The 23,919-nt window shown below is 69.6% G+C and carries 20 protein-coding genes; 10 read left to right on the top strand and 10 right to left on the bottom strand.

Annotated elements, in window-relative coordinates; all coding sequences use genetic code 11:
- Window positions 1–10 precede the first annotated feature (10 nt).
- From P2PM1_RS23080 to P2PM1_RS23060, 5 genes are all read left to right on the top strand, one after another.
- Window positions 11–1,462, top strand: coding sequence for a LutB/LldF family L-lactate oxidation iron-sulfur protein (locus P2PM1_RS23080; RefSeq protein ID WP_186400708.1), 1,452 nt, complete (start codon window positions 11–13; stop codon window positions 1,460–1,462).
- The gene (locus P2PM1_RS23075) at window positions 1,459–2,139 is read left to right on the top strand and encodes a lactate utilization protein (RefSeq protein ID WP_186400707.1); all 681 of its coding nucleotides are present in this window, start codon (window positions 1,459–1,461) and stop codon (window positions 2,137–2,139) included. The genes P2PM1_RS23080 and P2PM1_RS23075 overlap by 4 nt, the downstream gene beginning before the upstream one ends.
- A 12-nt stretch (window positions 2,140–2,151) precedes the next feature.
- The gene (locus tag P2PM1_RS23070; RefSeq protein WP_186400706.1) at window positions 2,152–2,793 is read left to right on the top strand and encodes a hypothetical protein; all 642 of its coding nucleotides are present in this window, start codon (window positions 2,152–2,154) and stop codon (window positions 2,791–2,793) included.
- Between the two features lie 144 nt (window positions 2,794–2,937).
- Window positions 2,938–3,195: a hypothetical protein gene (locus P2PM1_RS23065; protein ID WP_186400705.1), complete on the top strand. Its 258-nt coding sequence runs from the start codon at window positions 2,938–2,940 to the stop codon at window positions 3,193–3,195.
- A 125-nt stretch (window positions 3,196–3,320) separates the two neighbouring features.
- The gene (locus tag P2PM1_RS23060; RefSeq protein WP_186400704.1) at window positions 3,321–4,262 is read left to right on the top strand and encodes a DMT family transporter; all 942 of its coding nucleotides are present in this window, start codon (window positions 3,321–3,323) and stop codon (window positions 4,260–4,262) included.
- Between the two features lie 9 nt (window positions 4,263–4,271).
- Here P2PM1_RS23060 and P2PM1_RS23055 read toward each other — a convergent pair whose 3' ends face one another.
- Window positions 4,272–5,159: a LysR substrate-binding domain-containing protein gene (locus P2PM1_RS23055; protein WP_186387039.1), complete on the bottom strand. Its 888-nt coding sequence runs from the start codon at window positions 5,157–5,159 to the stop codon at window positions 4,272–4,274.
- 226 nt (window positions 5,160–5,385) lie between these two features.
- Here P2PM1_RS23055 and P2PM1_RS23050 point away from each other — a divergent pair, with 226 nt between their 5' ends.
- A complete protein-coding gene (locus P2PM1_RS23050) occupies window positions 5,386–5,694 on the top strand; it encodes a DUF1127 domain-containing protein (protein ID WP_186387040.1) in 309 nt (102 codons plus the stop codon).
- A gap of 115 nt (window positions 5,695–5,809) precedes the next feature.
- Here P2PM1_RS23050 and P2PM1_RS23045 read toward each other — a convergent pair whose 3' ends face one another.
- From P2PM1_RS23045 to P2PM1_RS23035, 3 genes are all read right to left on the bottom strand, one after another.
- Window positions 5,810–6,574 carry a DUF937 domain-containing protein gene (locus tag P2PM1_RS23045; protein WP_186387041.1) on the bottom strand — a complete coding sequence of 255 codons (765 nt, stop codon included), beginning with the start codon at window positions 6,572–6,574 and terminating at the stop codon, window positions 5,810–5,812.
- Window positions 6,575–6,667: 93 nt separating this feature from the next.
- Window positions 6,668–8,041: a glutamate--cysteine ligase gene (locus tag P2PM1_RS23040; RefSeq protein WP_186400703.1), complete on the bottom strand. Its 1,374-nt coding sequence runs from the start codon at window positions 8,039–8,041 to the stop codon at window positions 6,668–6,670.
- Between the two features lie 142 nt (window positions 8,042–8,183).
- Window positions 8,184–8,936 (bottom strand): 16S rRNA (uracil(1498)-N(3))-methyltransferase, encoded by a 753-nt coding sequence (locus P2PM1_RS23035; RefSeq protein WP_186400702.1) that lies wholly within the window; start codon window positions 8,934–8,936, stop codon window positions 8,184–8,186.
- Between the two features lie 115 nt (window positions 8,937–9,051).
- On the opposite strand from P2PM1_RS23035, the gene xseA reads away from it, so the two are divergent.
- The gene (gene xseA, locus P2PM1_RS23030; protein ID WP_244301608.1) at window positions 9,052–10,515 is read left to right on the top strand and encodes an exodeoxyribonuclease VII large subunit; all 1,464 of its coding nucleotides are present in this window, start codon (window positions 9,052–9,054) and stop codon (window positions 10,513–10,515) included.
- A 588-nt stretch (window positions 10,516–11,103) separates the two neighbouring features.
- Here xseA and P2PM1_RS23025 read toward each other — a convergent pair.
- From P2PM1_RS23025 to P2PM1_RS23005, 5 genes are all read right to left on the bottom strand, one after another.
- The gene (locus P2PM1_RS23025) at window positions 11,104–12,471 is read right to left on the bottom strand and encodes a TRAP transporter large permease (RefSeq protein ID WP_186400700.1); all 1,368 of its coding nucleotides are present in this window, start codon (window positions 12,469–12,471) and stop codon (window positions 11,104–11,106) included.
- Window positions 12,468–13,115: a TRAP transporter small permease subunit gene (locus P2PM1_RS23020; RefSeq protein WP_186387046.1), complete on the bottom strand. Its 648-nt coding sequence runs from the start codon at window positions 13,113–13,115 to the stop codon at window positions 12,468–12,470. Before P2PM1_RS23020 ends, P2PM1_RS23025 begins: the two co-directional genes overlap by 4 nt.
- A gap of 196 nt (window positions 13,116–13,311) precedes the next feature.
- The gene (locus tag P2PM1_RS23015) at window positions 13,312–14,322 is read right to left on the bottom strand and encodes a C4-dicarboxylate TRAP transporter substrate-binding protein (protein ID WP_186400699.1); all 1,011 of its coding nucleotides are present in this window, start codon (window positions 14,320–14,322) and stop codon (window positions 13,312–13,314) included.
- On the bottom strand, window positions 14,319–16,064 hold the full coding sequence (locus tag P2PM1_RS23010) for a sigma-54 dependent transcriptional regulator (RefSeq protein ID WP_244301607.1): 1,746 nt from the start codon (window positions 16,062–16,064) through the stop codon (window positions 14,319–14,321). Before P2PM1_RS23010 ends, P2PM1_RS23015 begins: the two co-directional genes overlap by 4 nt.
- Before the next feature lie 52 nt (window positions 16,065–16,116).
- Window positions 16,117–18,075 carry an ATP-binding protein gene (locus tag P2PM1_RS23005; protein ID WP_186400698.1) on the bottom strand — a complete coding sequence of 653 codons (1,959 nt, stop codon included), beginning with the start codon at window positions 18,073–18,075 and terminating at the stop codon, window positions 16,117–16,119.
- Between the two features lie 62 nt (window positions 18,076–18,137).
- On the opposite strand from P2PM1_RS23005, the gene P2PM1_RS23000 reads away from it, so the two are divergent.
- Entirely contained in the window at window positions 18,138–19,292 is a 1,155-nt protein-coding gene (locus P2PM1_RS23000; RefSeq protein WP_186400697.1) for an acyl-CoA dehydrogenase family protein, read from the top strand.
- Window positions 19,293–19,361: 69 nt separating this feature from the next.
- Here P2PM1_RS23000 and P2PM1_RS22995 read toward each other — a convergent pair whose 3' ends face one another.
- The gene (locus P2PM1_RS22995; protein WP_186387050.1) at window positions 19,362–19,850 is read right to left on the bottom strand and encodes a fasciclin domain-containing protein; all 489 of its coding nucleotides are present in this window, start codon (window positions 19,848–19,850) and stop codon (window positions 19,362–19,364) included.
- A 333-nt stretch (window positions 19,851–20,183) separates the two neighbouring features.
- On the opposite strand from P2PM1_RS22995, the gene P2PM1_RS22990 reads away from it, so the two are divergent.
- Window positions 20,184–21,014, top strand: a complete 831-nt coding sequence (locus P2PM1_RS22990) for a universal stress protein (protein WP_186387051.1) — start codon at window positions 20,184–20,186, stop codon at window positions 21,012–21,014.
- Window positions 21,015–21,178: 164 nt separating this feature from the next.
- On the top strand, window positions 21,179–23,917 hold the full coding sequence (locus P2PM1_RS22985) for a bifunctional acetate--CoA ligase family protein/GNAT family N-acetyltransferase (protein ID WP_186400696.1): 2,739 nt from the start codon (window positions 21,179–21,181) through the stop codon (window positions 23,915–23,917).
- Window positions 23,918–23,919 lie beyond the last annotated feature (2 nt).

Below are 23,919 nucleotides of genomic sequence, written 5' to 3'. Positions count from 1 at the left end.
CCAGCCTCACATGCAGATCACCTCGCCACAGTTCAAGGCCAATGCCCGCCACGCGCTGGACGACGCGCCGCTGCAGCGCGCGCTCGGCCATGTGCGCTCGGGCTTCATCACCAAGCGGGCGGTGGCGGCCGCGGCGCTGCCGGAATTCGACCAGCTGCGCGACAATGCCCGCGACATCAAGGACCATGTGCTGGCGCATCTCGACCTCTACCTCGAAGCCTATGCCGAGAAGGTGGAGGCGGCCGGCGGCACGGTGCACTGGGCCGAGACGGCCGAGGACGCACGCCGCATCATCCTCGACATCTGCCGCAAGCGCGGCGCCCGGACGGTGACCAAGGGCAAGTCGATGATCACCGAGGAGATCGGCCTCAACGCCTTCCTCGAGGAGCATTCGGTCGCGCCGGTGGAAACGGATCTCGGCGAATACATCATCCAGCTGCGCGGCGAGCACCCGAGCCACATCATCGCCCCGGCGGTCCATGTCAACAAGGACCAGGTCGAGGCGGATTTCCGCAGGGTGCATACCCATCTCGATCCGGACCGCAACCTGGAAGAGCCGACGACCCTGCTCGGCGAGGCGCGGGCGGTGCTGCGCGACAAGTATTTCCAGGCGGATATCGGCATCACCGGCGCCAATTTCCTGGTGGCGGAGACCGGCAGCTCGATCATCGTCACCAACGAGGGCAATGGCGACCTGACGCAGATCCTGCCGAAGACGCATGTGGTGGTCGCCTCGATCGAGAAGATCGTGCCGACGCTGGAGGACGTGTCGCAGATCCTGCGGGTGCTGGCGCGCTCGGCGACGGGACAGGACATGTCGGTCTACACCACCGTGTCGACCGGGCCGAAGCGCGACGGCGATCCGGACGGGCCGGAGGAGTATCATGTGGTGCTGCTCGACAACGGCCGCTCGTCGATGCTGGGCACCGAGTTCCAGGACATGCTGCGCTGCATCCGCTGCGGCGCCTGCATGAACCACTGCCCGGTCTATCACGCGGTCGGCGGCCACGCCTATGGCTGGGTCTATCCGGGCCCGATGGGGGCGGTGCTGACGCCCTCGCTGATCGGCGTCGACAAGGCCGGCCACCTGCCCAACGCCTCGACCTTTTGCGGGCGCTGCGAGAGCGTGTGCCCGATGCGCATCCCGCTGCCGAAGATGATGCGGCACTGGCGCGAGCGCGAGTTCTCGCGCAACCTCAACCCGGCCACCGCCCGCTACGGGCTGGCGCTCTGGGCCTTCTTCGCAAGGCGCCCGGCGCTCTACCAGGGCGTCACACGGCTTGCCATGGGCGCGCTCGGCCTGATCGGGCGGGGGCGCGGGCGCTTCTCCTTCCTGCCGCTGGCCGGCGGCTGGACCCGGCACCGCGACCTGCCGGCGCCGCAAGGCGGCACCTTCCAGGCGCAATGGGCGAAGGCGAAAGACACGCGCTCGAAGAGTGCAAGCGGAAGGGCCTCGGCATGAGCGACGCAAAAGCCTCGATCCTCGCCAGGATGCGCTCGGCGATGGGGCGCAAGGGCGACGAAACGGCCCGCCGCGCGGCGGTCACTGATCGGCTGCAGCGCGCACCGAAGGGGTTGATCCCGGCGCGCGGCCAGCTGGCCCCGGCGGCGCGGGTGGCGCTGTTCTGCGAGATGGCGGAGAAGGTGCAGGCGAGCATCGCCCGGGTGGCGAGCGCTGCCGAGGTGCCGCAGGCGGTCACCGAGTATCTCAAGTCGAAGAACCTGCCGGCGCGGGTGCGCTTCGGCGAGGACGCGCGGCTCGCCGCCATGCCCTGGGCGGGGCAGGCGAACCTGGAGATCGACCGCGGCCGGGCCGAGAATGCCGACCTTGCCACCGTCTCGCACGCCTTCGGCGGCATCGCCGAGACCGGCACCTTGATGCTGACCTCCGGGCCCGACAACCCGACGACGCTGAACTTCCTGCCCGAGCACCATATCGTCGTGGTGACGGCGGCCGATATCGCCGGCGACTACGAGAGCCTGTGGGAGCGGATCCGCGTACGATTCGGCAAGGGCACGATGCCGCGCACGGTGAACATGATCACCGGCCCGTCGCGCTCCGCCGATATCGAGCAGACATTGCTGCTCGGCGCGCATGGGCCGCGCGCGCTGCATATCGTCGTCGTCGGCGAGGCGTGAGCCGAGGCCGCCATGGCGCTCACCAACCGGGTCTCCGCCGACGGCAGCCTGCACGCGGTCGCCGCGCGCGGCACGATGATGGGCAATCGCGGCGGCCGGCTGCACGACCCCGAAACCAGGACGCTCGGCCGGGCGCGCTGGCGTTCGCGCGCCTGGATCTGCTGCGTGCTGGCGTTTCGCGGCCGCCAGCGCAAGGTGATGGGGCCGGGCTATACCGAACTGTTCTTCCTCGATGAGGTGACGGCGCTCGCCGCCGGGCACCGGCCCTGCTTCGAGTGCCGGCGCACGGACGCGCTGCGCTATCGCGCGGCCTGGCAGCGGGCGCAGGGGCTGCCCTCCCCGCCCAGCGCGCCGGAGATGGACCGGCAGTTGCATGACCAGCGCATACGCGAACGAACATGCCTTTCGCTCCGCGACCTTGAGACGCTGCCCGACGGGGCGATGGCGCGGCTCGGCGAGACGATCCTGACGCGGCGCGAAGGCCGGTGGCTCGCCTGGAGCTTCACCGGTTACCGCCCGGCCGAGCCGGACGCCCTCGCCTGCCCGCCCGGCAGTCCGGCGGAGCTGCTGACACCGCCGGCAAGCGTCGCCGTGCTTGCCGCCGGCTATGCGCCGCTCTGGCATGACAGCGCGGACAGCCCCGACAGGTCCTGATTGTCGCAGGTCCTGATTGTCGCAGGGACAGGGCGCCGCATCCTCGCGCCGCGCCGCCCGTGCCACCCTTGCCGTTCTGGCGTCCTTAGGAGGGCGGTCCCACCGTGGGGCCGTTCGGGCGCCGCGACACAGGACGGACATCCCATGACGAACAGGCTCACCCGCCTTCTCGAATATATTCCCGTGTTCGGTGCCCTGCTGCGCAGCGCGCGCCGCGGCGGCCAGGCCGAACGCTGGGCCTTCTTCTTCAATATCCTGGCGCTGTGGCTGCTGGCGGTCGCCTGGTACGGCTATCCGGTGCTGATCGTCACCATGCTGACGCTGACCGGTCTCTATCTCTTCGCCCTCGTCTACCTGACCTCGGAAGGGTTGCGCGCGCGCTGGCGGATGCGGCGTTCGTGAGCGGGGTGCGGCAGCGGGCACGAACCATCAGCGGCGTGCATCGATCCGGTCAACAATCCTGATTGGTCGCGAGGAGCGGGATGGGGCATGATCGCCTCACCCTCTCCCTTCACAGAAGCCGCCTCATGACCACGCTCGCTTCCGGCGCCGCGCTGCGCGACAGCCCTTCCCTTTCCCCGTTCGACATGGGGCTCTACGGCCTCACCGTGCTGGCCTGGGGCTTTTCCTGGTATGCGCTGAAGATGCAGCTCGGCGTGGTGGCGCCGGAAGTCTCGCTGTTCTGGCGCTTCGTGCTGGCGGCGGCGATCATGATGGCCTGGGCGGCGCTGCGCGGCGTGCGGCTCGACTTCCCGCTGCGCGCGCATCTGCGCTTCGCCGGGCTCGGCCTGTTCCTGTTCTCCACCAATTTCACGCTGTTCTACTATGGCGCCCAGCATGTGCCCTCGGGCCTGTTGTCGGTGGTGTTCTCGCTCGCCTCGGTGTTCAACATGATCCTGGGCTTCGCGATCTTCGGCCAGCGCATCAGCCGGCGGGTGATGCTGGGCGCGCTGCTCGGCTTTGTCGGCGTGGCGCTGCTGTTCCGCCCGCAGATCGTCGGCGCGGCCGGCGCCGGGCTCGACATGCAGGCGGTGCTCGGGCTCGGCCTGTGCGTTGCCGGCACGCTGTCCTTCTGCCTCGGCAACATGGTCTCGACCGCCAACCAGAAGAGCGGCATCCCGCTGGTCTCGGCCAGCGCCTGGGGCATGGTCTACGGGGCGACGTTCCTCGGCCTGTTCGCGGCCGCGCGCGGGGCGTCCTTCGACATCGAATGGACGCCGGTCTATCTCGGCGCGATGGTCTATCTGGCGGTGGTCGCCTCGGTCATCGCCTTCGCCTGCTACCTGACGCTGCTGGCGCGGATCGGCTCGGCGCGGGCCGGCTATTCGACGGTGATGTTCCCGATCGTCGCGCTGCTGGTCTCCACGGTGCTGGAGAATTTCCACTGGGGGCCGGACGCGATCGCCGGCCTCGTCTTCGTGCTGGCCGGCAACCTGCTGGTGCTGCGCTCGGGCCGCGCCAAGACCTGACGCAGCGGCCTATTCGGCCGCCATCAGCATCTCGGTGCTGACATTGCCGATGGCCGCGCGGATATGGGCACAGAGCGCGTCATGCACCGGGTCGGTGGCGGCGGCGGCACGGATCATGGTGATGTCGCAGGGCGGCAGCGTCGGGAAGCCGTCGCTTTCCGACAGGATGCGCATGCCGGCGCGCACCGCGCTTTCGGGCAGGACCGCGATGGCAAGCCCGGCCTGGACCGCGCCGATCAGCGCCGCCGCGCTGGACGAGGTGTAAGAGATGCAGTGGCGCCGGTTCATGCGGTCGAGCAGCGAGACCGCCTGGCCGCGCCAGGAACAGGTGGTGGGGCCGAGCGCCAGGCGCAGCACGTCCTCGCAATGCAGGCACTGGTTGGCCGGGGCGACCCAATGCAGCGGCTCGCGGCGGATCACCTCGCCCTGCACGCGCACGCAGTCGCCGGAGGTGACGATGGCAAGGTCGAGCTCGCCGCGCTCGATCAACTCGCCGGTGAAGATCGAGCCCTGGCATTGCACGGCGATCTCGATGGCCGGGTTGAGCCGGGCGAAGGCGGCCAGCACCTGCGGCAGCAGGCGCTCGGCATAGTCGTCCGGCAGGCCGAGGCGGACGCGGCCGACGATGGAGGGCTCGGAAAAGGCGGTCACCGTCTCGTCGTTGAGACGGATCATCCGCTGGGCGAACTCGATGAGGCGGTGGCCGTCCTCGGTCAGGCGCGACTGGCGTCCGTCCTTGACGAAGATCTGCCGCTCCAGCCGGTCCTCCAGCCGCTTCATCTGCATGGAGACCGCCGACTGGGTCTTGTTGACCGCATCCGCCGCCTTGGTGAAGCTGCCGAGCTCGGCGATGGCGAGGAAGGTGCGCAACTGGTCGATATCGAGGGCATGGGCCATGGCTGCCGCCTCCGGCTGGCGCGGGCGGCGAAGGCACGCGCCGCGCGGGATCGGGTCTGACGTCAATACATCACGAATGAAGATCGATATCCATCGAAAACATTCGTTTGTTTAATTGATCGTCCCTTCCTATTCTCTTGTCATACGAAACGGACAAACGGCGGCGACCCCGCCACAGCACATACCAGGCGCACCATACCGGAGCGCCGGAAAGGAGAGTCTTGCCATGACGCAGGCATGCAACACCCCGCTTCCCGCGCAAACGCGCGTGTCCCTCGCCGCCACGCTCGGCACTGCCGCGACCGCGCTTCTGACGATCGTTGCCGCGGCATGGCGCCAGCGGCAGAACCGCAAGGCGGTGGCCGGCCTCCTCGACCTCGACGACTACATGCTCGCCGATATCGGCGTGACGCGCTCCGACGTCGCCGCCTCGCTGCACGGGTCCGACTATCTCGACCCGAGCGCGCAGCTCGCGCGGCTGCGGAACGAACGGCGGAACTCCAGCGTTTCCGGGCGGCGCAAGCGCGGCGCCTGACCTCCCCTTCGCACCGGGCGGCTCACGAGACCCTCTCCCTTCGCCCGGTGCCGAGGCCCTGTCGGCCCCTCGCCGACGCACCTTGCCCGCCTCCCCCGAGGCGGGCTTTTTTTGTTCAGGTCTCGTCCGGCTTCGCACCGGAAGAGACCCGCTCGAACAGGCTCTCATAGGCGCGGATCTGCCGTTCCTGGATGTCGCGGCCGAGCGACAGCCAGCGGTCGACCAGGGCCGATCCGGCATCGGCTGCGGTGTCGTCGGCAGGCTCGTCGACAGGTTCGGGAGCGGGCTCGGGCGCCGGCTCCTCCTCCTGCCGGGCGGCGGCGCCGGTCGCGGTGGCGGCGCCGACAAGGCCGAGATAGCCGTCCCAGAACGAGCGCATCGCCTGCGCGTAAGGTTCCATCACCCGCAAGGGATTGGGCACCGGCTTCGGCCGGCCGCGGGCATAGCCGGCCAGGAAGGCGTCGAGCAACTCGCGCGCCGGACCGAAGGTGAAGCGCCGCGCCACCTGGCCGAGCGCCAGGGTGGCGACCACCGGCATCATCGTCTCGACGCCCGGCCGCTCCAGCCCGGTCTGCTGGGCGACATAGTCGGCGATGGAGCGCTGCACCTCGGACGGGCCGAAGATCAGCGCCAGCGGCTCGCCCACCAGCGCGGAAGGGTCGGGCAGCGCCGCGGCCCGGCCGGGGCCGGGCATCAGGGCGAGCAGCCCTTCGAGCGCGGAGGGCGAAGCGGCATAGCGGCGCATGCCGGCGAGCGCCGCCGGCATCAAGGCCTCGGCCGCGCGGGCGACGTCACGCTCGCCCCAGCCGAACTGACGGCGCATCGCCTCGCCGACCGCGGCCGGATCGAAGGCGCCCAGGGCAGGAAAGCTCTCGGTCATCGGATGCCTTTCCACTTTCGGATCAGGCATCTTCCGCTGTCGCGGCGGCGCGGTCAAATGACTTGCGCCGCCGCCCCTCGCTCGACAGACCCCTCAATAGGCGTAAGCGGAATAGACCTTGGACAGATCGCCCTGCCAGTCGCCTTCGTAGCGGCGCAGCATGACGTCGGCCGGCGACATGCCGCTCGCCACCGTCTCCTCGACGGCGGCAAGATGCACGCGCTCGTCCTGGCCGCCGTCATTGAGGCGGGCGCGGCGCTTCAGCCCCTCGCGGGACAGCGCCACCATCTCGCGGGCAAGATCCAGCACCGTGCCGCCGCGGAACGGCGCCTCGAGGCCGAGGCGCGGCACGTCGTTGCGAAGGGCAACGCGCTCCTCCTCGCTCCAGTCGCGGATCATCTCGCCGGCCTGGTCGAGAATGCCCTCGTCATAGAGCAGGCCCACCCACAGCGCCGGCAGGGCGCAGATGCGCCGCCACGGGCCGCCGTCGGCGCCGCGCATCTCCAGATACTTCTTCAGCCGCACATCCGGGAACAGGGTCGACAGGTGGTTGTTCCAGTCGCCGATGGTCGGCCGCGCATCCGGCACGACGCCTTCCAGCGCACCGGTCATGAAGGCGCGGAAGCTGGTGCCGGTGACATCGTAATAGGTGCCGCCGCGCTTGACGAAATACATCGGCACGTCGAGCGCCCATTCGACATAGCTCTCGAAGCCGAAGCCGTCCTCAAAGGCGATGGGCAGCGGGCCGGAGCGGTCGTTGTCCGTGTCCTTCCAGATCTCGGCGCGGAACGAGCGGAAGCCGTTCGGCTTGCCGTCGGTGAAGGGCGAGTTGGCGAAGATCGCGGTGGCGACCGGCTGCAGCGCCAGGCCGACGCGCATCTTGGCCCGCATGTCGGCCTCCGAGGCGAAGTCGAGATTCACCTGGATGGTCGAGGTGCGGTACATCATGTCGAGGCCGAGGCTGCCGACCTTGGGCATGTAGCGCGTCATGATCTCGTAGCGCGACTTCGGCATCACCGGCACATCCTCGCGGCGCCAGTCCGGCGTCATGCCGAGGCCGAGGAAGCCGATGCCGAGCGGCTCGGCGATCTGGCGGAGCTGCGCCAGGTGCGCGTTGGTCTCGCGGCAGGTCTGGTGCAGGTTCTCCAGCGGCGCGCCGGACAGTTCGAACTGGCCGCCGGGCTCGATGGAAATCGCGCCGCCGCCGACCGGATCGGCGAGGCCGATGACGAGGCCGTTGTCGTCGATCCGCTCCCAGCCGAGCAGGCCTTCCATGCCTGTCAGCAGGGTCTCGATGCCGGCGGGGCCGTCATAGGGAACGGGGGAATTGTCGGCGAGGCGGAAGGCGAACTTCTCGTGCTCCGTGCCGATCCGGAACGCATCCGTCGGCTTGCAGCCGGCCTCCAGCGTCGCGGCGAGGTCGGCCACCCCCACGATCGGGGTGGAATCAATGGTATCGCGGGCCATGGGATATCCCTTCGCGTGGTCGTCGCGTGGTCGGCGCGCACCATACTCAGCCGTCCCGACCAAAACAAATGCGATTTTTCGTGATCAAATCCAGTGGCGGAATGGCTGGAAAACGGCGGCCATGCCGGCCGTAGGGGCAGCCTCAGACCCAGTCGCCGAGCCGCGCCTGAACCACCGCGAGCGCGGCAACCGCCGCCGTGTCGGCCCGCAGCACCCGCGGCCCCAGCGGCATCGGCACCACGAAGGGCTGCGCCCGCAAGAGGGCGCGCTCCTCCTCCGAAAAGCCCCCTTCCGGCCCCACAAGCACGGCGAGCGGGGAGCCCGCCGACAGGCGCTCGAGCGCGGCAAGCGGGTTCTGGCTGGCCTCGCCCTCGTCGCAGAAGACAAGAATGCGCGCGCCCTCGCCCGCCTGCCAGCCGGCGAGCAGCGCCTCCAGCGCCACCGGCTCTGCGATGGCGGGAACGGCAAGGACACCGCACTGTTCGCAAGCCTCGACGGCATTGGAGCGCATGCGCTCCAGGTTGACGCGGCCCGACTGGGTGTAGCGGGTGAGGACGGGGCGCAAGGCGCCGGCGCCCATTTCCACCGCCTTCTGCACCATGTAGTCGAGGCGGGCATGCTTGAGCGGTGCGAAAAGATAGTGAAGGTCGGCGAGCGGGGCTTGCGGGCGAGTCATCTCGCCCGCCACCAGCGAGGCCTGCTTGCGCCCCTCTTGGCGGAGCGCGGCGCACCACTCGCCGTCGCGGCCGTTGAACAGCAGCACCTCGTCGCCGTCCTTCATCCGCAACACGTTGAGCAGATAGTTGGACTGGGCCCGGTCGAGCGCGATCTGCGCGCCGGCGGACAGGCCGTCCTCGACATGAAGGCGCGGCAATCGGAATTCGTAGCGGGGCATGGCGGGGTTTTCCGGAAAGCCTGAACAGAGAGCGCGGAGGCGGGCGCGCGGTCTTGACGGGGGGGCCAAGGTGCGGTCCCTTCGCGGGGACGAAACACACCGACCGGATCCCGCCTTGGCAGACAGCGACAACCTTGCCGAATACTCGGTGTCAGAGATTTCCGGCGCGATCAAGCGCACGATGGAAGACGCCTTCGGCTATGTGCGCGTGCGCGGCGAGCTCGGGCGCATCTCGCGGCCCGGCTCCGGGCATATCTATCTGGACCTCAAGGACGCACAGTCGGTGCTGTCCGGCGTCATCTGGCGCGGCCAGGCGAGCCGGCTGAAGATCCAGCCCGAACAGGGGCTGGAAGTGATCGCCACCGGAAAGATCACCACCTTTCCGGGCCAGTCGAAATACCAGATGGTGATCGATTCGCTGGAGCCGGCGGGCGTCGGCGCGCTGATGGCGCTGCTCGAGGAGCGGCGGCGCAAGCTTCTCGCCGAGGGCCTGTTCGCCGAGGAGCGCAAGCGGCGCCTGCCGTTCCTGCCGCGGGTGATCGGCGTCGTCACCTCGCCGACCGGCGCGGTGATCCGCGACATTCTCCACCGCATCTCCGACCGGTTTCCGCTGCATGTGCTGGTCTGGCCGGTGCGGGTGCAGGGCGAGACGTCGGCGCGCGAGGTGGCGAACGGCATCGAGGGCTTCAACCGCCTGGAGCCGGGCGGTGCGATCCCGCGCCCGGACGTGATCATCGTGGCGCGCGGCGGCGGCTCGATCGAGGACCTGTGGGGCTTCAACGAGGAGATCGTGGTGCGGGCGGCGGCGGCGTCCGACATCCCGCTGATCTCCGCCGTCGGCCACGAGACCGACTGGACATTGATCGACCACGCCGCCGACCTGCGCGCCCCGACGCCGACGGGCGCGGCGGAGATCGCCGTGCCGGTGCGCGGCGAGTTGATGGCCAGCGTCGACGGTCTGGCGCGGCGGCAGATCTCCGGCCTGCTGCGGCTGATCGCCGGCCGGCGGACGGAATTGCGGGCGGCCTCCGCCGCCCTGCCCTCGCCGCGCGACCTGCTGGCGCTGCCGAGGCAGCGGCTCGACACCTATGCGGAGCGGCTGGCGCCGGCGCTGCGCGCCGCCTTGCGCGACAAGCGGGCGCGGCATCTGATGGCCGCCGGGCGGCTGTCGCCGCACACGCTGGCGCGCACGGTCCTGATCGCGCGCGAGCGGCTCGGCGGGCTGGAGGCGCGGGCGCTCCGGGCGCATCGCCAGCAGATCTCCCGCGACCGGGCGCGGCTCGACGCCGTCGCCAAGCTGCTGGAAAGCCTCTCCTACAAGAACGTGCTGGCGCGCGGCTATGCCCTGGTGCGCGGTGCCGACGGCCAGCCGCTGCGCTCGGCCCATGGCGTCCAGCCGGGCGACGGGCTCACCATCGAATTCGGAGACGACAGCCGGCTGGCCGCGACCGCCGCCGGCGGCGATCCGGCGGGCGGCGGGGAAAGCGAGGCGGCGCGGCCGGCGCCGCGTGCAACCCCACGGCCCAAAACGCGCGCGCCCGGCAAGGGCCGCGAGAGCGGGCAGGGCTCGCTGTTCTGAGGCGTTGCAACGCGTCCGCATTCTCTGCGTCGTCCCGGAACGCTCTGGAGAGGCTCTCCGATCCCGCATCTGGCTCACGCTGCGTTCGGGATGACGAAAGGAGGGGCTGGCGGACTCTCGCCACCGATCCGGGGTTACTAGATCCCGGTCTTCGGCTTTGCCGAAACCGGGACGACAGGCTGAGCGTGGGTGTGCGTCGGCGTGTCCCGCCACCGCTCTGGGAACGAATAGGCCCCGGCTCTGCGCTGCGCTTGGCCGGGGTGACGGCAGAGGGGATGCGAGGTCATGCCTCCTCCCCGGAGGTCATCCCGGCCGCAGGCGAAGCCGGAGAGCCGGGAGCCATTGGCACCCTTTGCGGGTGATTTTTTGATCCCACCTCTCCCCGCGTCTTCCCGGACGAGGCCGCAAGGCCGAAGATCCGGGATCGGGGCGGCACGGCGGTCGCGGTGTCGTTCGGGAGCGCTGCCGAGAGGCTCTCCGATCCCGCATCTGGCTCACACTGCGTGCGGGATGACGAAAAGAGAGGTTGGAGCGTTAAAAAAGGGGCGCCCGGCGGACGCCCCTTCGTGTTCTTGCGGTGTGCCGCCCTCACATGATCGAGGGCAGGAAGGTGACGATCGCGGGGAACGCCACAAGGCCGCCGATGGTCAGGATGTCGGCGACGAAGAACGGTGCGCAGCCGCGGAAGACTTCCTGCACCGGGATGTCGGGACGCACGCCCGCCACCACGAAGCAGTTCAGCCCGATGGGCGGGGTGATCAGGCACAGCTCCGCCATCTTCACCACCAGGATGCCGAACCAGATCGCGCACATTTCTCCCGACAGGCCGAAGGCGCTGTCGGCGGCCGATACCGCCTCGCCGCCGTTGAGCGCCATCACCGCCGGATAGACCACCGGCAGGGTGAGGATCAGCATGCCGATGGCGTCCATGAACATGCCGAGCACCGCATAGGCGCACAGGATGACGATGAGGATCAGCCAGGGCGAGAAATGCAGCGAGACGATGAACTCCTCGAACGCCTGCGGCAGGCCGGCGAAGCCGAGGAAGCGGACATAGACCAGGACGCCCCAGATCAGCGTGAAGATCATCACCGTCAGCTTCGCCGTCTCGTGCAACGCCTGCCAGAGCTGCTTGCCGCGCATGCCGTTGACGAAGGCGGAAATCAGCACCACGAAGGCGCCGAGCGCGCCGGCTTCCGTCGGCGTGGCGAAGCCGAAATAGAGCGAGCAGAAGATGATCGCCACCACGGCGATGATCGGCAGCGTGCCCGGCACGGAGGCAAGGCGCTGGCCCCAAGTGAAACCGCGCACCGGCGGGGCATCGCCCTTCCACATCGCCATGCCGATGATGATGGCGATATAGACCACAGCCGAGAAGATGCCCGGCAGGAAGCCGGCCAGCAGCAGCTTGGCGACCGACTGTTCCACCAGGATGGCGTAGATCACCAGGATCGCGGAGGGCGGGATCAGCGAGGCGAGCGTGCCGCCGGCCGCGACCACCGCCGCCGACAGGCGCTTGGAATAGCCGACCTGCAGCATTTCCGGAATGGCGACGCGGGCAAAGACCGCAGCGGTCGCCACCGAGGCGCCGGAGACGGCGGCAAAGCCGGCGGTGGCGAAGACCGTGCCGACCGCCATGCCGCCGGGCAGCCAGCCGAGCCAGCGCTTGGCCGCCTCGAACAACTGCCGGGTGAAGCCGGCATAGAAGGCAAGGAAGCCGATCAGGATGAAGGTCGGCAGCACCGAGAGCGAGTAGGTCACCGACTTGGAATGCGGGATGGTGCCGGCCATCTTGAGCGCCGCCACGAACCCACGCTCGAAGCCCATGCGCATGCTGAAGATGGCGATGAGGCCAAGGGTGCCGACAAGGGCGGCGGCGAAGGCGACACGCATGCCGAGGACCACGAGGACCAGCAGCAGGCCGGTCATGATCAGTCCGATTTCAAACGGGGTCATCGGTGGGTTTCCTCCCGCTCACCGGACGTTTCGGCGGCGTCGCCGAGCGCTTCCTCGATTTCATGCCTGGCGACGGTTTCCACATCGGCCAGCACCGGGACGCCGACAGGCTCGGCGGCGGGATCGCGCACCAGCCGCCAGTAGCCGTAGAGCTGCAGCGTCAGCCGCGCCAGCAGCAGCGACAGGGCAACGGGAACGACGAGCTTCGACGGCCAGGTCGGCAGGCGGATGTCGATGGTGCTGTCGCCGATCGTCCAGGCCCGCTCGAAATGGAACCAGGAGCCGTAGATCAGCGCGGCCACCACGATCCAGATGCCGAGAATGCCGATCACCTCGGCGATCCACATGGCCCGGCCGCTCAGCTTGCCGAGGAACAGTTCCATGCGGATATGGCCGCCGACGCGCTGGCAATAGGCGATGCCCATGAAGGCGAACACCGCCATTGCCTGCTCGGTGATGTCGATGAAACCGGGCACGGGCCAGTTGAAGGCGCTGCGGCCGATGACCTGGGCGACGGCAAGCAGCATCAGGGCGAGGATGCTTGCCGCCGCAACGAGGTTGAAGGCGTTTTCGACCGCGCCCAGCCATCCGTCGAAACGGATGTAGCTGCCCGGCGGGTCCTTCTGGGCGGTGGACGATGTCATGGAAAGCTCCAGGCAAGCTCCGTCCGGCCGGCCTCGCGGGTGGGAAGGCACTCCCTCCCGGCGCGGACACGCAAACGGTTCCTGCGGTCAATGGGGAAAGCGGGCCCGCATCGCGAGGCGGGCGCGCGGTGGAACGGCCGCCGGCGGCCCGCCGGCCTCCCCGCAGGAAGGCCGGCGGACGTCCTGGCGACCGGTCTCAGTCGAGCTTGGACAGGGCGAGGTCCAGCAGTTCCTGCCCCGGAAGGCCCTGGCCGTTCATCTTCTGCACCCAGTCCTCCCAGATCGGCCGGCCGGCCTTGTCCTTGAAGGCCTGCAGCTCGTCCCTGGGGAACTCGACCTGCTGGATGTTCATCTTCTCCAGCAGCGGGTACCACTCCTGATAGACCTTGTCGTATTCGGCGAGGTAATGCTCCATCGCCGCATCGACCGAACTGTCCAGCGCCTCGCGGAAATTCTCCGGCAGGGCATCATAGGCAGCGCGGCTGACGACGACCGGGCAACTGACCGTGCCCGGATTGAGGTTGTTGGTCCACCAGTTGGCGGCGTCGATCGTGCGGAAGGACAGGTGCGCATGCGGGGCGAAGGAGGCCGCCGCGACCGTGCCGGAATCGATGGCCTGGAAGGTTTCGGAGGCGGTCACCGTCGTCGGCACCGCGCCGATGGCGGTCATCGCCTGGCCGATGCCGCCCAGCGCGCGCACGCGCATGCCCTGGAAGTCCGTCACCTTGGTCGGCGCCGTGCCCTTGCCGATGAAATTGTACTGCGGCATCGGCGAGGACATCAGCAGCTTGGCGTCCCAGCGCATCAGGTCCTTCTCGACGGCCGGATGGGCGTAGATGGCGTTTTCCAGCTCGATCTGGGTCGGCAGGTCCGGCACGCCGAGGAAGGGCAGTTCGATGACCGTCAGGGTCGGGTTCTTGTCCTCGTGATAGCCGGCGCAGATCTGCGCCATCTCGAAGGCGCCGATGGAGATGCCGTCGAGATTCTCGCGCGACTTCGACAGGGCCTCGCCATAGGCGATGTTGAAGGTGAACTCGCCGTTGGTCTTCTCGGTGACCAGCTCGGCGAGCTTCTCGATATGCTCGGTGAAGGCGCGGCGCTTGCCCCAGACGGAGACGTTCCATTCGAGTGCCATCGTCTCGGTGGCGAAGCCGAAGCCGAGGATCGTCGTCGTGCCGAGCACGGCGAGCTTGCGGGAAAGGGTCATGTCAGTCCTCCCAAGATCCGGCCGGTTGCCGGCCGGATGCCAGTTTCGGCCGGGCGCCGACCTTGCGCCGCGGCCATCTCGCTATCCTCGCCCATCCTCCCTGACGGGCGATTGGACAAGGCTTGGCAAGCCGCGTGCCAGATCGGCGGCAGAGACGGAAACCGGACAGGAACCGGGCGGGAAACAGGCGGGAAGCGTTGCACCGCGCTGCAACACGGGCCGGCCGACCGGCAAAACCTTGCCAAAAGGTTACCAGCGATCGGCAAGATCTTGCCGATACCGGCGGTCAACCTTCCGCGCTCCCCTCGCCCGCGGTGCGGCTGAGGCCGAGCCGGGCCATCTTCTCGTTGAGGGTGCGGCGGGGCCGGTCGGTCGAGCTCCTCCAGCACCGGCGCGATGCGCCCGCCATGCCGGCGCAGCGCATCGACGAGGATGCGGCGCTCATAGTCCTCCATCAGTTCGCGCAGGCGGCCGCGCGGCGCCTCCGGCTCCCCTGCGCCGGGGCCGATGCCGGACCCGGTGACGAGGTCGCGCAAGGGCGGCGCGCCCATCGGCGCGTTGAGCACGAAACGCTCGGCGGCGTTGCGCAGTTCGCGGACATTGCCCGGCCAGTCGTGGACTTCGAGAAAGGCGGCATCATCCGCCGTCAGGGCGACGCCGTCGATGCCGTAATCGGCCATGAAGCGATTGACGAAACTGTCGAACAGCAGGCGGATGTCGCCGCCGCGCTCGCGCAGCGGCGGAATGCGGATCTCCACCGCGTTGAGCCGGTAGACGAGGTCCTGCCGCATCAGGTTGTCCGCCACCGCCTGGCGCGGATCGACATTGGCGGCGCTGATGATGCGGATGTCGACGGGAACGGCGGCGCGGCCGCCGATGCGGTCGACCTCGCGCTCCTGCAGCACGCGCAGGAGCTTGGGCTGCAAGGCCAGCGGCATCGACGGCACCTCGTCGAGGAACAGCACGCCGCGGTCGGCCTGCTCGATCCGCCCGGCGCGGGTGCGGTCGGCACCGGTGAAGGCGCCGGCCTCATGGCCGAACAGCTCCGCCTCGACCATGGTCTCTGGGAGCGCTGCGCAGTTGAGCGCGACGAAGGGGGCCTCGGCCCGCGGCGACAGCTCGTGCAGGGCGCGCGCCACCACCTCCTTGCCGGTGCCGGTCTCGCCGACGATCATCACCGAGGCGTCGGTGCGGGCGAAATGGGCGATCTGCTCGCGCAGGCGGACCATGGCGGCGGCATCGCCGATGAGCCGGGCCGAAAGGCCGCTCATGTCGCTGAGCCGGCGGCTGAGCGCCCGGTTCTCCAGCACCAGCCGGCGGTGATCGGCGGCGCGGCGCACCATCGCCGCCAGCATGTCCGGGTCGAACGGCTTCTCGATGAAATCGGCCGCGCCCTCGCGCATCGCCTCCACCGCCATCGGCACGTCGCCATGGCCGGTCATCAGGATCACCGGCAGGTCGGGATCGATCCGCCGGGCCTGCCGCAACAGGTCGAGACCGCTGGCGCCCGGCAGCAATACGTCGGAGATGACACAGCCGGGAAAGTCGGCGCCAAGCCGCAAGAGGGCGGCTTCCGCATCCACCGCCTCGACCGGCTCGAAGCCGGCAAGCCGCATCCATTGCCGCAGGCCGGCGCGCATCGACGGATCGTCGTCGACGACGAGGACCGGCGTGCGCGCGCCCTCGCCCGGCCGGGCATCGCTGTCGATGGTCATGCTGTCCTGCTCCCGCGTTGCGCTCACCCGGCCCTCCCCGCGCATTGCCTCATTGCGCGCTGCCTCCCCGCGCATTGCCTCATTGCGCATCAACCGCGTCGAGCCGGCGCGCGTCCTCCTCGCTGCCCTCATCCCCGCCCTGCGCCGCAAGCGGCAGGGACAGCACGAAGCAGGCCCCGCCCGCACGGCGCGCGCGCGTCGCAAGGGACCCGCCGAGGTCTTCCACGATCCGCGCCGAGATCGCAAGCCCGAGGCCGAGGCCGGTCGCCGCCGGCTTGGTGGTGAAGAAGGGCTCGAAGATCCGCTCGCGCAAGGTGTCGGGAATGCCCTCGCCATTGTCGAGGATCTCGATGACGGCGCGCCCCTCTTCGATCCGGGCGCGGGCCTCGACGACGGGCGCCGCCACCCCCTGGCAGGCGTCGATGGCGTTGCGCAGCAGATTGACGAGGACCTGCTCGACGCGCAGCGGCGCGGTGTTGGCGGTCATCGGCCGCGACGGCAGGTGCAGTTGCAGGGCGACGCCGGTTTCCTCGACGCGCGGGCGCACCAGCTTGGCGCTGGTCTTCAGGCAGTCGCGCAGGTCGACCGTCTCGATGCGCGATTCGCCGGGACGGGCGAAGCGCTTCAGCTCCTGGGTCAGCGTCGCCATGCGGTGGCGCAGGGCGTCGATCTCGTCGAGATTCTCGGTGACGGCGGCGGTCTCGCCGCGCTGCTGGTAGAGCCTTGCGCCGGAGACGAACATGCCGAGCGCGGCGAGCGGCTGGTTGAGCTCATGGGCGACGGCGGCCGACATTTCGCCGACGGCGGCAAGGCGGCTGGCGCGGGCAAGATCGGCCTGGGTGTCGCGCAACTCCCGCTCGACCCGGCGCCGTTCGTCGATCTCCTCGACGAGGCGGCGGTTGAGATCGCGCAGGGTCGCCGCGTCCTGGCGCAGGCCGGCGGTGACGCGGCCGAGCCTGCGGCTGCGCAGCACCAGCAGCCAGATCGCATAGAGGAGAACGAGGGCGCCGGCGCCGGCCCAGACCACGCCGCGCGGCGCGCGCACCTCGCTCATCGGCGTGAAATAATGGATGGTCCAGTCGAGGATGCCGACCTTCAGCCGGGCCTGGCGCCAGGCGGTGCCGCCGATGACCAGGCGCGTCTGGGCCAGCGGTCCCTGTTGCAGGCTGGCGAGACGGGCATTGCCATATTGCCGGTCGGAGCGGATCGCCGCCACCACCATGTCCTGCAGCGGGGCGAGCGAGGAATAGCGCCAGTCGTCGCGGGTGCCGAGGAAGACGACGCCGTGCACGTCGGTGACGATGACCGTCTCGCCGCCATGGCGCCAATTGGTCTCCAGCCGCTCCATGTCGACCTTGACCACCACGACGCCGCGCGCCGGCGCCCCGGCCGGCGTCGAACGGGCGAAGAAGAAGCCCGGTTCGCCGGTGGTCGCGCCGACGGCGAAGAATCGCCCCTCCTCCCCGTCCCGCGCCTCCTGGAAATAGGGGCGGAAGGAATAGTTGCGGCCGACGAAGGAGCCGGCCGTGTCGAAATTGCTGGCGGCGACCGTGAGCCCGTCCTCGTTCATCACATAGAGCGCGGCGGCGCCGGTCGTCGCCGCGAGTTCCTTGAGGAAGCGGTTGGCCGAGGGCGCCTGTCCCGGATCGGACAGAACGCCGACCGCGCGCGGATCGCGGGCGACGATATAGGGCAGATGGCGGTACTTCTCGAGCTCGCGCAGGATGGTCTCGCGGTAGAGGGTCAGCCGCTCGCGCGCCACCGCATCGCTGCGCAGGCCCGACTGCACCTCCGCCCAGTCGGCGGCGAAGACGGCCAGCAGCAGCACGAGCAGCGGCGGCAGGAACAGCAGCGACCGCCGCAGGCGCGGCGGTAGGCGCCGCGACAGGACGGCGCCGGCGCGGCCGCGCCAGGAGCGCGCCCGATCCCCGGTCGGCTCATCCCCGGCCCCCTGAACCCTGGTCCCCTGATCCCCGGCCTCCTGATCCCTGGCCGTGGACAGCGCCGTCGCCGGGCCGTATGTCTTTGCACCTGTCATGGCCGGGTCTTGCGGTCCTGATCCACCCCGTCGGGGACATCATTGTTCTGGGAGGAACGCCGATGCAGTTTTCGTTGAGCGAGGAAGAGTATCTCATCCAGGACACGGCGCGAAAGCTCGCCGAGGACAAGATCGCGCCGCTGGCCGAGGAACTGGACCAGGGCGGCGGGCGTCAGGCTTTCCTCGCCAATCTGAAACTGCTCGCCGAAAACGGCTTCATGGGCCTCAACATCTCGCCCGACCACGGCGGCACCGGCGCCGGCAGCGTCGCCTTCGCCATCGCGGTGGAGGAGATCGGCAGGGCCTGCGCCTCCACCGGCGTCACCGTTTCCGTCTCCAACATGGTGGCGGAAGTGATCCAGGCGGTGGGCAACGACGACCAGCGCGCCCGCTATCTGCCGCGGCTGACGGACGGCACCTATCCGGCCGGCGGCTTCTGCCTGACCGAAAGCGGCGCCGGCTCCGACCCGGCGGCGATGCGCACGCGCGCCGAGCGCGACGGCGACGACTATGTGCTGAACGGCTCCAAGCTCTACATCACCTCGGCCGAATATGCCGGCGTCTTCGTGGTGTGGGCCGTGACCGACAAGGACGCGCCGAAGGGCAAGGGCATCTCCTGCTTCCTGGTGGAAGCAGACACGCCGGGCCTCGTCATCGGCAAGGCCGAGAAGAAGATGGGCCAGACCGGCTCGGCGACCAACGAGGTGCATTTCGAGGACTGCCGGGTGCCGGCAAGCGCGATGCTCGGCCGCGAGAACGACGGCTTCCGCATCGCCGTCGGCGAACTCGCCGGCGGGCGCATCGGCATCGCCGCGCTGTCGCTTGGCATCGCCCGCGCGGCGATGGAGCGGGGCAAGGCCTATGTGAAGGAGCGCCGGCAGTTCGGCCAGGCGATCTCCGACATGCAGGGCGTGCAATGGATGATCGCCGACCGGGAGACCGAGCTGGAGGCGGCGCGGCTGCTGATCCTGCAGGCAGCGGCGCTGAAGGACGCGGGCAAGCCCTTCGCCCGCGAGGCCTCGATGGCCAAGCTCTTCGCCTCGGAAGCGGCGCAGCGCGCCACCTATACGGCGCTGCAACTGCATGGCGGGGCCGGCTATATCCGCGACTATCCGCTGGAGCGGCTGGTGCGCGATGCCCGCATCACCACGATCTACGAGGGCACCTCGGAGATCCAGCGGCTGATCATCGCCCGCGAGGCGCTGCGCGGCCAGTAGGACGAACGCGGCACACAGGAAAAGGCCGGCGGGGGGCGCCGGCCTTTCCATGCAACGCGTGCAGAAAGGTCAGTCGGACGGCAGGATCACCTTGTCGATGACATGGATGACGCCGTTGTCGGCGCGGATATCGGCGGTGACGACATTGGCCCCGTCGACGGTGACGCCGCTGTCGGACTTCACCACGGTGATCGTGCGGTCGCCCTCGCCCTTCAGCGTCTCGACCTCGGTGGTCGCCGCCGGGATCTGGTCGGAGGTGATCTCCTGGCCGACCACGTGATAGCTGAGGATCGCCACCAGTTGGTCCTTGTTCTCCGGCTTCAGGAGGGTCTCGACCGTGCCCTCGGGAAGCGCGGCGAAGGCCTCGTCGGTCGGGGCGAAGACCGTCAGCGGTCCGGGGCCGGACAGCGCCTCGACAAGGCCGGCGGCCTCGACGGCGGCGATCAGCGTGTTGAACGTGCCGGCCTGCTGGGCCGTCTCGACAATGTTCGCCGCATTCGCGGCTCCGGCCCCGGCCAGAACCGTGGCAAGGGCAGCTCCCATCAAGTACTTGCGCATGTTTGCCTCCATCCAGATTGTCATTTCTCGGGATATCACCGCGCCTGCGGCACGATGCATTCCAGACCTTCTTACGCAGCCGAGGCCGGCCGGATGAAATACTCCGCGGCCAAAATCTTCATCGATTTAAATCTGATCCGGCCTGTGCGACGATGCGTACCCGCGCATTCGCTGCGGGCCGCCCACGTGTCCGGCCGGCACCAACCGACTGATCCCGATCAAAGATTGATCCCGGTCAAGGACCGGGGCCCCCGGACACCCTAGTTTCGGCACATCTTCCGTCGCAGCCTCGGCGGCTGCCGCGGCATGGTCTCAAATGGAGGGACGCGATCCATGGCTATCAAGGACATTCTCACGCTGGTCGACCTGGCCGGCAAACAGCACGCCGCGGGCGTGGCGCTCGACCTTTCGACCCGCACCGGCGCGCATGCCACGGGCCTGACGATCGCCTTCGAGCCGGTGGTTCCCGGCTTCATCGCCGGGCCGATGCCGGCCGACTATATCGAGATCGCCCGCAACCAGGCGCTGAAGGCGGCGCAGGAAGCCGGCGACACTTTCCGCGAAATGGCCCGCAAGGCCGGCGTTGCCGCCGAAGTGCGGACCGCCGAGGTGATCACCGGCGGCTCCGCCGAGAGCGTGCTCACCCATTGCCGCCTCACCGATCTGGTGGTGATCGGCCAGGACAATCCGGACACGCCGGAGCCGATGCGCGAGCTGCTGATCGAGACGGTGCTGTTCGAGGCGGGCGTGCCCGTGCTGATCGTGCCCTATATCGGCGGCACCATGGAAATGAAGAACGTGATGGTTGCCTGGGACGGCAGCCCGACCGCCAGCCGCGCGGTGCATGCCGCGCTGCCGATGCTGCAGATGGCCAAGAAGGTCACCGTGATGATCGTCGACACCGGGCGCCGCATCACCGACGGCGAGCCGGGCTCCGACATCGCCACCTATCTGGCCCGGCACGGGCTTTCGGTCACCGTCGACGTGGTGCCCCGGCCCGGCTCCGGCGTTGCCGATGCGATCCTCAACTACGTCTCCGACCACGGCATCGACATGATCGCGATGGGCGGCTACGGCCACTCGCGCATGCGGGAGTTCCTGTTCGGCGGCGCGACGCGGGACATCCTCGCCTCGATGACGGTGCCGGTGCTGATGGCGCATTGACGCCGCCGGTCGCAGACAAGGCTTCTTCCAGGCGGCGGCCCAGGCCGTTCGCCCGGAAGCGAGGCGCCGCCACATCGGGGGAGTGGCGGCGCCTTTGACTTTCCGGGCCCGGCGCCCCACTCTCCCACCCTGACGCTCGCGCCTGACAGACAGGATGAGTGCCGATGACGATCCGCAATCTCGATGCGCTCTTCCGCCCCGCCTCGCTCGCCGTGGTCGGGCCCAACCGGTTCGGCGCCGAGGTCGCCGACCTGCTGCTGACGCGCATCGCCGGCGCCGGCTTTCGCGGGCAGATCCTCACCATTGCCTGTCCCGGTAAGGCGGACGCGGCGCCGGCACGGGCCGTGCGATCCCTCGCCGATCTCGACAAGGCGCCCGACCTTGCGCTCTATCTCGGCGCCCCCAAGGATGCGCCGGCCGCCGTCGCCGCGCTCGGCGGAGCGGGCACGCGGGCCGTCGCCGCCCTGTCGCCGGGCTACGACCGCTGGGACGATGCCACCGTGACCGCGACGCTGCAGGCGGCGCGCCCCCACACCCTGCGCCTGCTCGGCCCCGGCAGCCTCGGCATCGCGGCGCCGGCCGCCGGGCTCGCCGCGCATCTGGGCGTGTGCGAGGCCGGTACGGGCGACCTTGCCTTCATCGCCCGTTCCGGCACGGTGGTGAACGCGACCCTGTCCTGGGCCAAGGCCAACGGCATCGGCTTTTCCGCCATCGCCTCGCTCGGCCAGCGCACCGATGTCGACGTGTCGGACCTGCTCGACTGGTTCGCGCTCGACTACCGGACACGGGCGATCCTTGTGCATCTGGAGACCATCGCCAATCCGCGCAAGTTCCTGTCGGCCGCCCGCGTCGCCGCCCGTTCCAAGCCGGTCGTGGTGCTGCGCTCCGGCGCCAGCCGCGAGCGGATCGGCGAGCGCGTCACCCATGCCGGGCGGATCGCGGCGCAGGATGCGGTCTATGACGCGGCGCTGGCCCGTGCCGGCGTGCTGCGCGTCGAGGACATTGACGAGATGTTCGAGGCGGTGGAAACGGTGAGCCGGGTGAAGCCGGTGGCCGGACGGCGCCTTGCCATCCTGGCGACCGGCGGCAGCCTGGCCACGCTTGCCGGCGACCAGTTGGAGCGCCAGGGCGGGCAGATCGCCGAGCTGGACGCGGAGACGACCGCGCATCTGCAGCCGGTCATGCGGCAGGGCGAGACCCGCGCCAACCCGCTGACCCTGCATGAGACCTCGTCGCCCGAACGCTATGGCGAGGCGGCGCGGATCCTACTGAAGGACCGCAATGTCGACGCGGTGCTGGCGGTGGCCGCCCCTTCCGCTTTCACCCGGCTGGAGGACGTCGCCAGCGAACTGGCCAAGGCCCATGCCGCGAGCCAGTCCGGCTACGGGCGGCGCAAGCCGCTGCTGGTGGCGCTGACCGCCGGCGCCCCGCTGCCGCGCCAGCCGCTCGACGCGGCGCGCATTCCCTGCCATGCCAGCGCCTCCGAGGCGGTGCGCTCGTTCATGCATCTGGTGCGCTATGCCGATGCCCGCGAGATGCTGATGGCGGCGCCGCCCAGCCTGCCGGCCGGCTTCACCACCGACAGCGAGCGGGCGCAGCACCTGGTGCGCCAGGCCCTCGACGAGGGGCGCACATGGCTGCACCCCGGCGAGATCTCCGACCTGCTTGCCTGCTACGGCATCCATCAGGTGCCCAGCCGCCTCGCCGCCACGGCGGACGAGGCCGAGATCCTGGCGCGCGAGTTGCTGATGCAGCACGAGCGGCTGGCGCTGAAGCTGGTCTCGCCGCAGTTGCCGTTCAAGTCGGATGTCGGCGGCGTCGTGCTGGACCTTGCTACGCCCGAAGCGGCGCGGGCCGCCGCCGCGACCCTGCTCCAGCGGATCGGCGCGGCGCATCCCAAGGCCGAGATCACCGGCATCCTGCTGCAGCCGATGGTGCGCTCGCCGAGCGGAACGGAGATCTTCATCGGCCTTGCCGACGATCCGAGCTTCGGCCCGGTGCTGCTGTTCGGCCATGGCGGAACGGGGGTCGAGGTGATGGGCGACGTGGCGCTCGCCCTGCCGCCGCTCGATCTCAACCTCGCCCAGGCGCTGATCCGCCAGACGCGGGTCAGCAAGCTGCTGGCGGGCTTCCGCAACCGGCCGGCGGCCGATCTCGACGCCATCGCCCTGACCCTGGTCAAGGTGGCGCAGATCGCCGTCGACCTGCCGGAGGTGCGCGAGCTCGACCTCAATCCGCTGGTCGCCGACGCGGCCGGCGTCACCGCGCTCGATGCCCGCATCGCCCTCGGCGAGCCGCAGGTGCATCGCGGCCGCCACGCGACCTCGCGGCTGGCCATCACGCCCTATCCGAAGGAGTGGGAGCAGCAGCTCCAGCTCAAGGACGGCAGCCTGGTCGATATCCGCCCGGTGCGCCCGGAGGACGAGGACCGCTATCGCCGCTTCTTCGAGAAAGTGTCGCCGGACGACCTGCGGCTGCGCTTCTTCGCCCCCGTCAAGGAGTTCAACCACGCCTTCATGCAGCGGCTGGTGCAGCTCGACTATTCGCGCGCCATGGCCTTTGCCGCGCTGACGCCGGGAACGGACGAGATCCTCGGCGTCGTGCGCCTGCATGCCGATCCGGACCACCGCACCGGCGAATACGCGATCATCGTCCAGTCGGACCTGAAGGGCCGCGGCCTCGGCTGGGCCTTGATGCAGTTGATCATCGACTATGCCCGCTCGGACGGCATCGAGACGATCACCGGCGAGGTCCTGAAGGAAAACTCCACCATGCTGGCGATGTGCGAGGCGCTCGGCTTCACCGTGCGCCCCTCCGCCGACGACGATGCCATTGCCAAGGTGACGCTGCCGGTGGCGGCGGCGCACTTGGGCGGCAGCGAACCGCCTGAACAGACCGCCTGAAC

This window comes from Stappia sp. P2PMeth1 (genome assembly GCF_900185735.1).
Taxonomy (GTDB): Bacteria; Pseudomonadota; Alphaproteobacteria; order Rhizobiales; family Stappiaceae; genus Stappia.
The sequence above is the reverse complement of the archived record's forward strand: the minus strand, read 5'-3'. Positions and strand labels throughout refer to the sequence as shown.

Bases quoted from the DNA above. Each gene is read 5' to 3' on its own strand.
- P2PM1_RS23080 (WP_186400708.1), top strand. From the start codon at position 11: ATGCAGATCACCTCGCCACAGTTCAAGGCCAATGCCCGCCACGCGCTG.
- P2PM1_RS23075 (WP_186400707.1), top strand. From the start codon at position 1,459: ATGAGCGACGCAAAAGCCTCGATCCTCGCCAGGATGCGCTCGGCGATG.
- P2PM1_RS23070 (WP_186400706.1), top strand. From the start codon at position 2,152: ATGGCGCTCACCAACCGGGTCTCCGCCGACGGCAGCCTGCACGCGGTC.
- P2PM1_RS23065 (WP_186400705.1), top strand. From the start codon at position 2,938: ATGACGAACAGGCTCACCCGCCTTCTCGAATATATTCCCGTGTTCGGT.
- P2PM1_RS23060 (WP_186400704.1), top strand. From the start codon at position 3,321: ATGACCACGCTCGCTTCCGGCGCCGCGCTGCGCGACAGCCCTTCCCTT.
- P2PM1_RS23055 (WP_186387039.1), bottom strand. From the start codon at position 5,159: ATGGCCCATGCCCTCGATATCGACCAGTTGCGCACCTTCCTCGCCATC.
- P2PM1_RS23050 (WP_186387040.1), top strand. From the start codon at position 5,386: ATGACGCAGGCATGCAACACCCCGCTTCCCGCGCAAACGCGCGTGTCC.
- P2PM1_RS23045 (WP_186387041.1), bottom strand. From the start codon at position 6,574: ATGACCGAGAGCTTTCCTGCCCTGGGCGCCTTCGATCCGGCCGCGGTC.
- P2PM1_RS23040 (WP_186400703.1), bottom strand. From the start codon at position 8,041: ATGGCCCGCGATACCATTGATTCCACCCCGATCGTGGGGGTGGCCGAC.
- P2PM1_RS23035 (WP_186400702.1), bottom strand. From the start codon at position 8,936: ATGCCCCGCTACGAATTCCGATTGCCGCGCCTTCATGTCGAGGACGGC.
- P2PM1_RS23025 (WP_186400700.1), bottom strand. From the start codon at position 12,471: ATGACCCCGTTTGAAATCGGACTGATCATGACCGGCCTGCTGCTGGTC.
- P2PM1_RS23020 (WP_186387046.1), bottom strand. From the start codon at position 13,115: ATGACATCGTCCACCGCCCAGAAGGACCCGCCGGGCAGCTACATCCGT.
- P2PM1_RS23015 (WP_186400699.1), bottom strand. From the start codon at position 14,322: ATGACCCTTTCCCGCAAGCTCGCCGTGCTCGGCACGACGACGATCCTC.
- P2PM1_RS23005 (WP_186400698.1), bottom strand. From the start codon at position 18,075: ATGACAGGTGCAAAGACATACGGCCCGGCGACGGCGCTGTCCACGGCC.
- P2PM1_RS23000 (WP_186400697.1), top strand. From the start codon at position 18,138: ATGCAGTTTTCGTTGAGCGAGGAAGAGTATCTCATCCAGGACACGGCG.
- P2PM1_RS22995 (WP_186387050.1), bottom strand. From the start codon at position 19,850: ATGCGCAAGTACTTGATGGGAGCTGCCCTTGCCACGGTTCTGGCCGGG.
- P2PM1_RS22990 (WP_186387051.1), top strand. From the start codon at position 20,184: ATGGCTATCAAGGACATTCTCACGCTGGTCGACCTGGCCGGCAAACAG.
- P2PM1_RS22985 (WP_186400696.1), top strand. From the start codon at position 21,179: ATGACGATCCGCAATCTCGATGCGCTCTTCCGCCCCGCCTCGCTCGCC.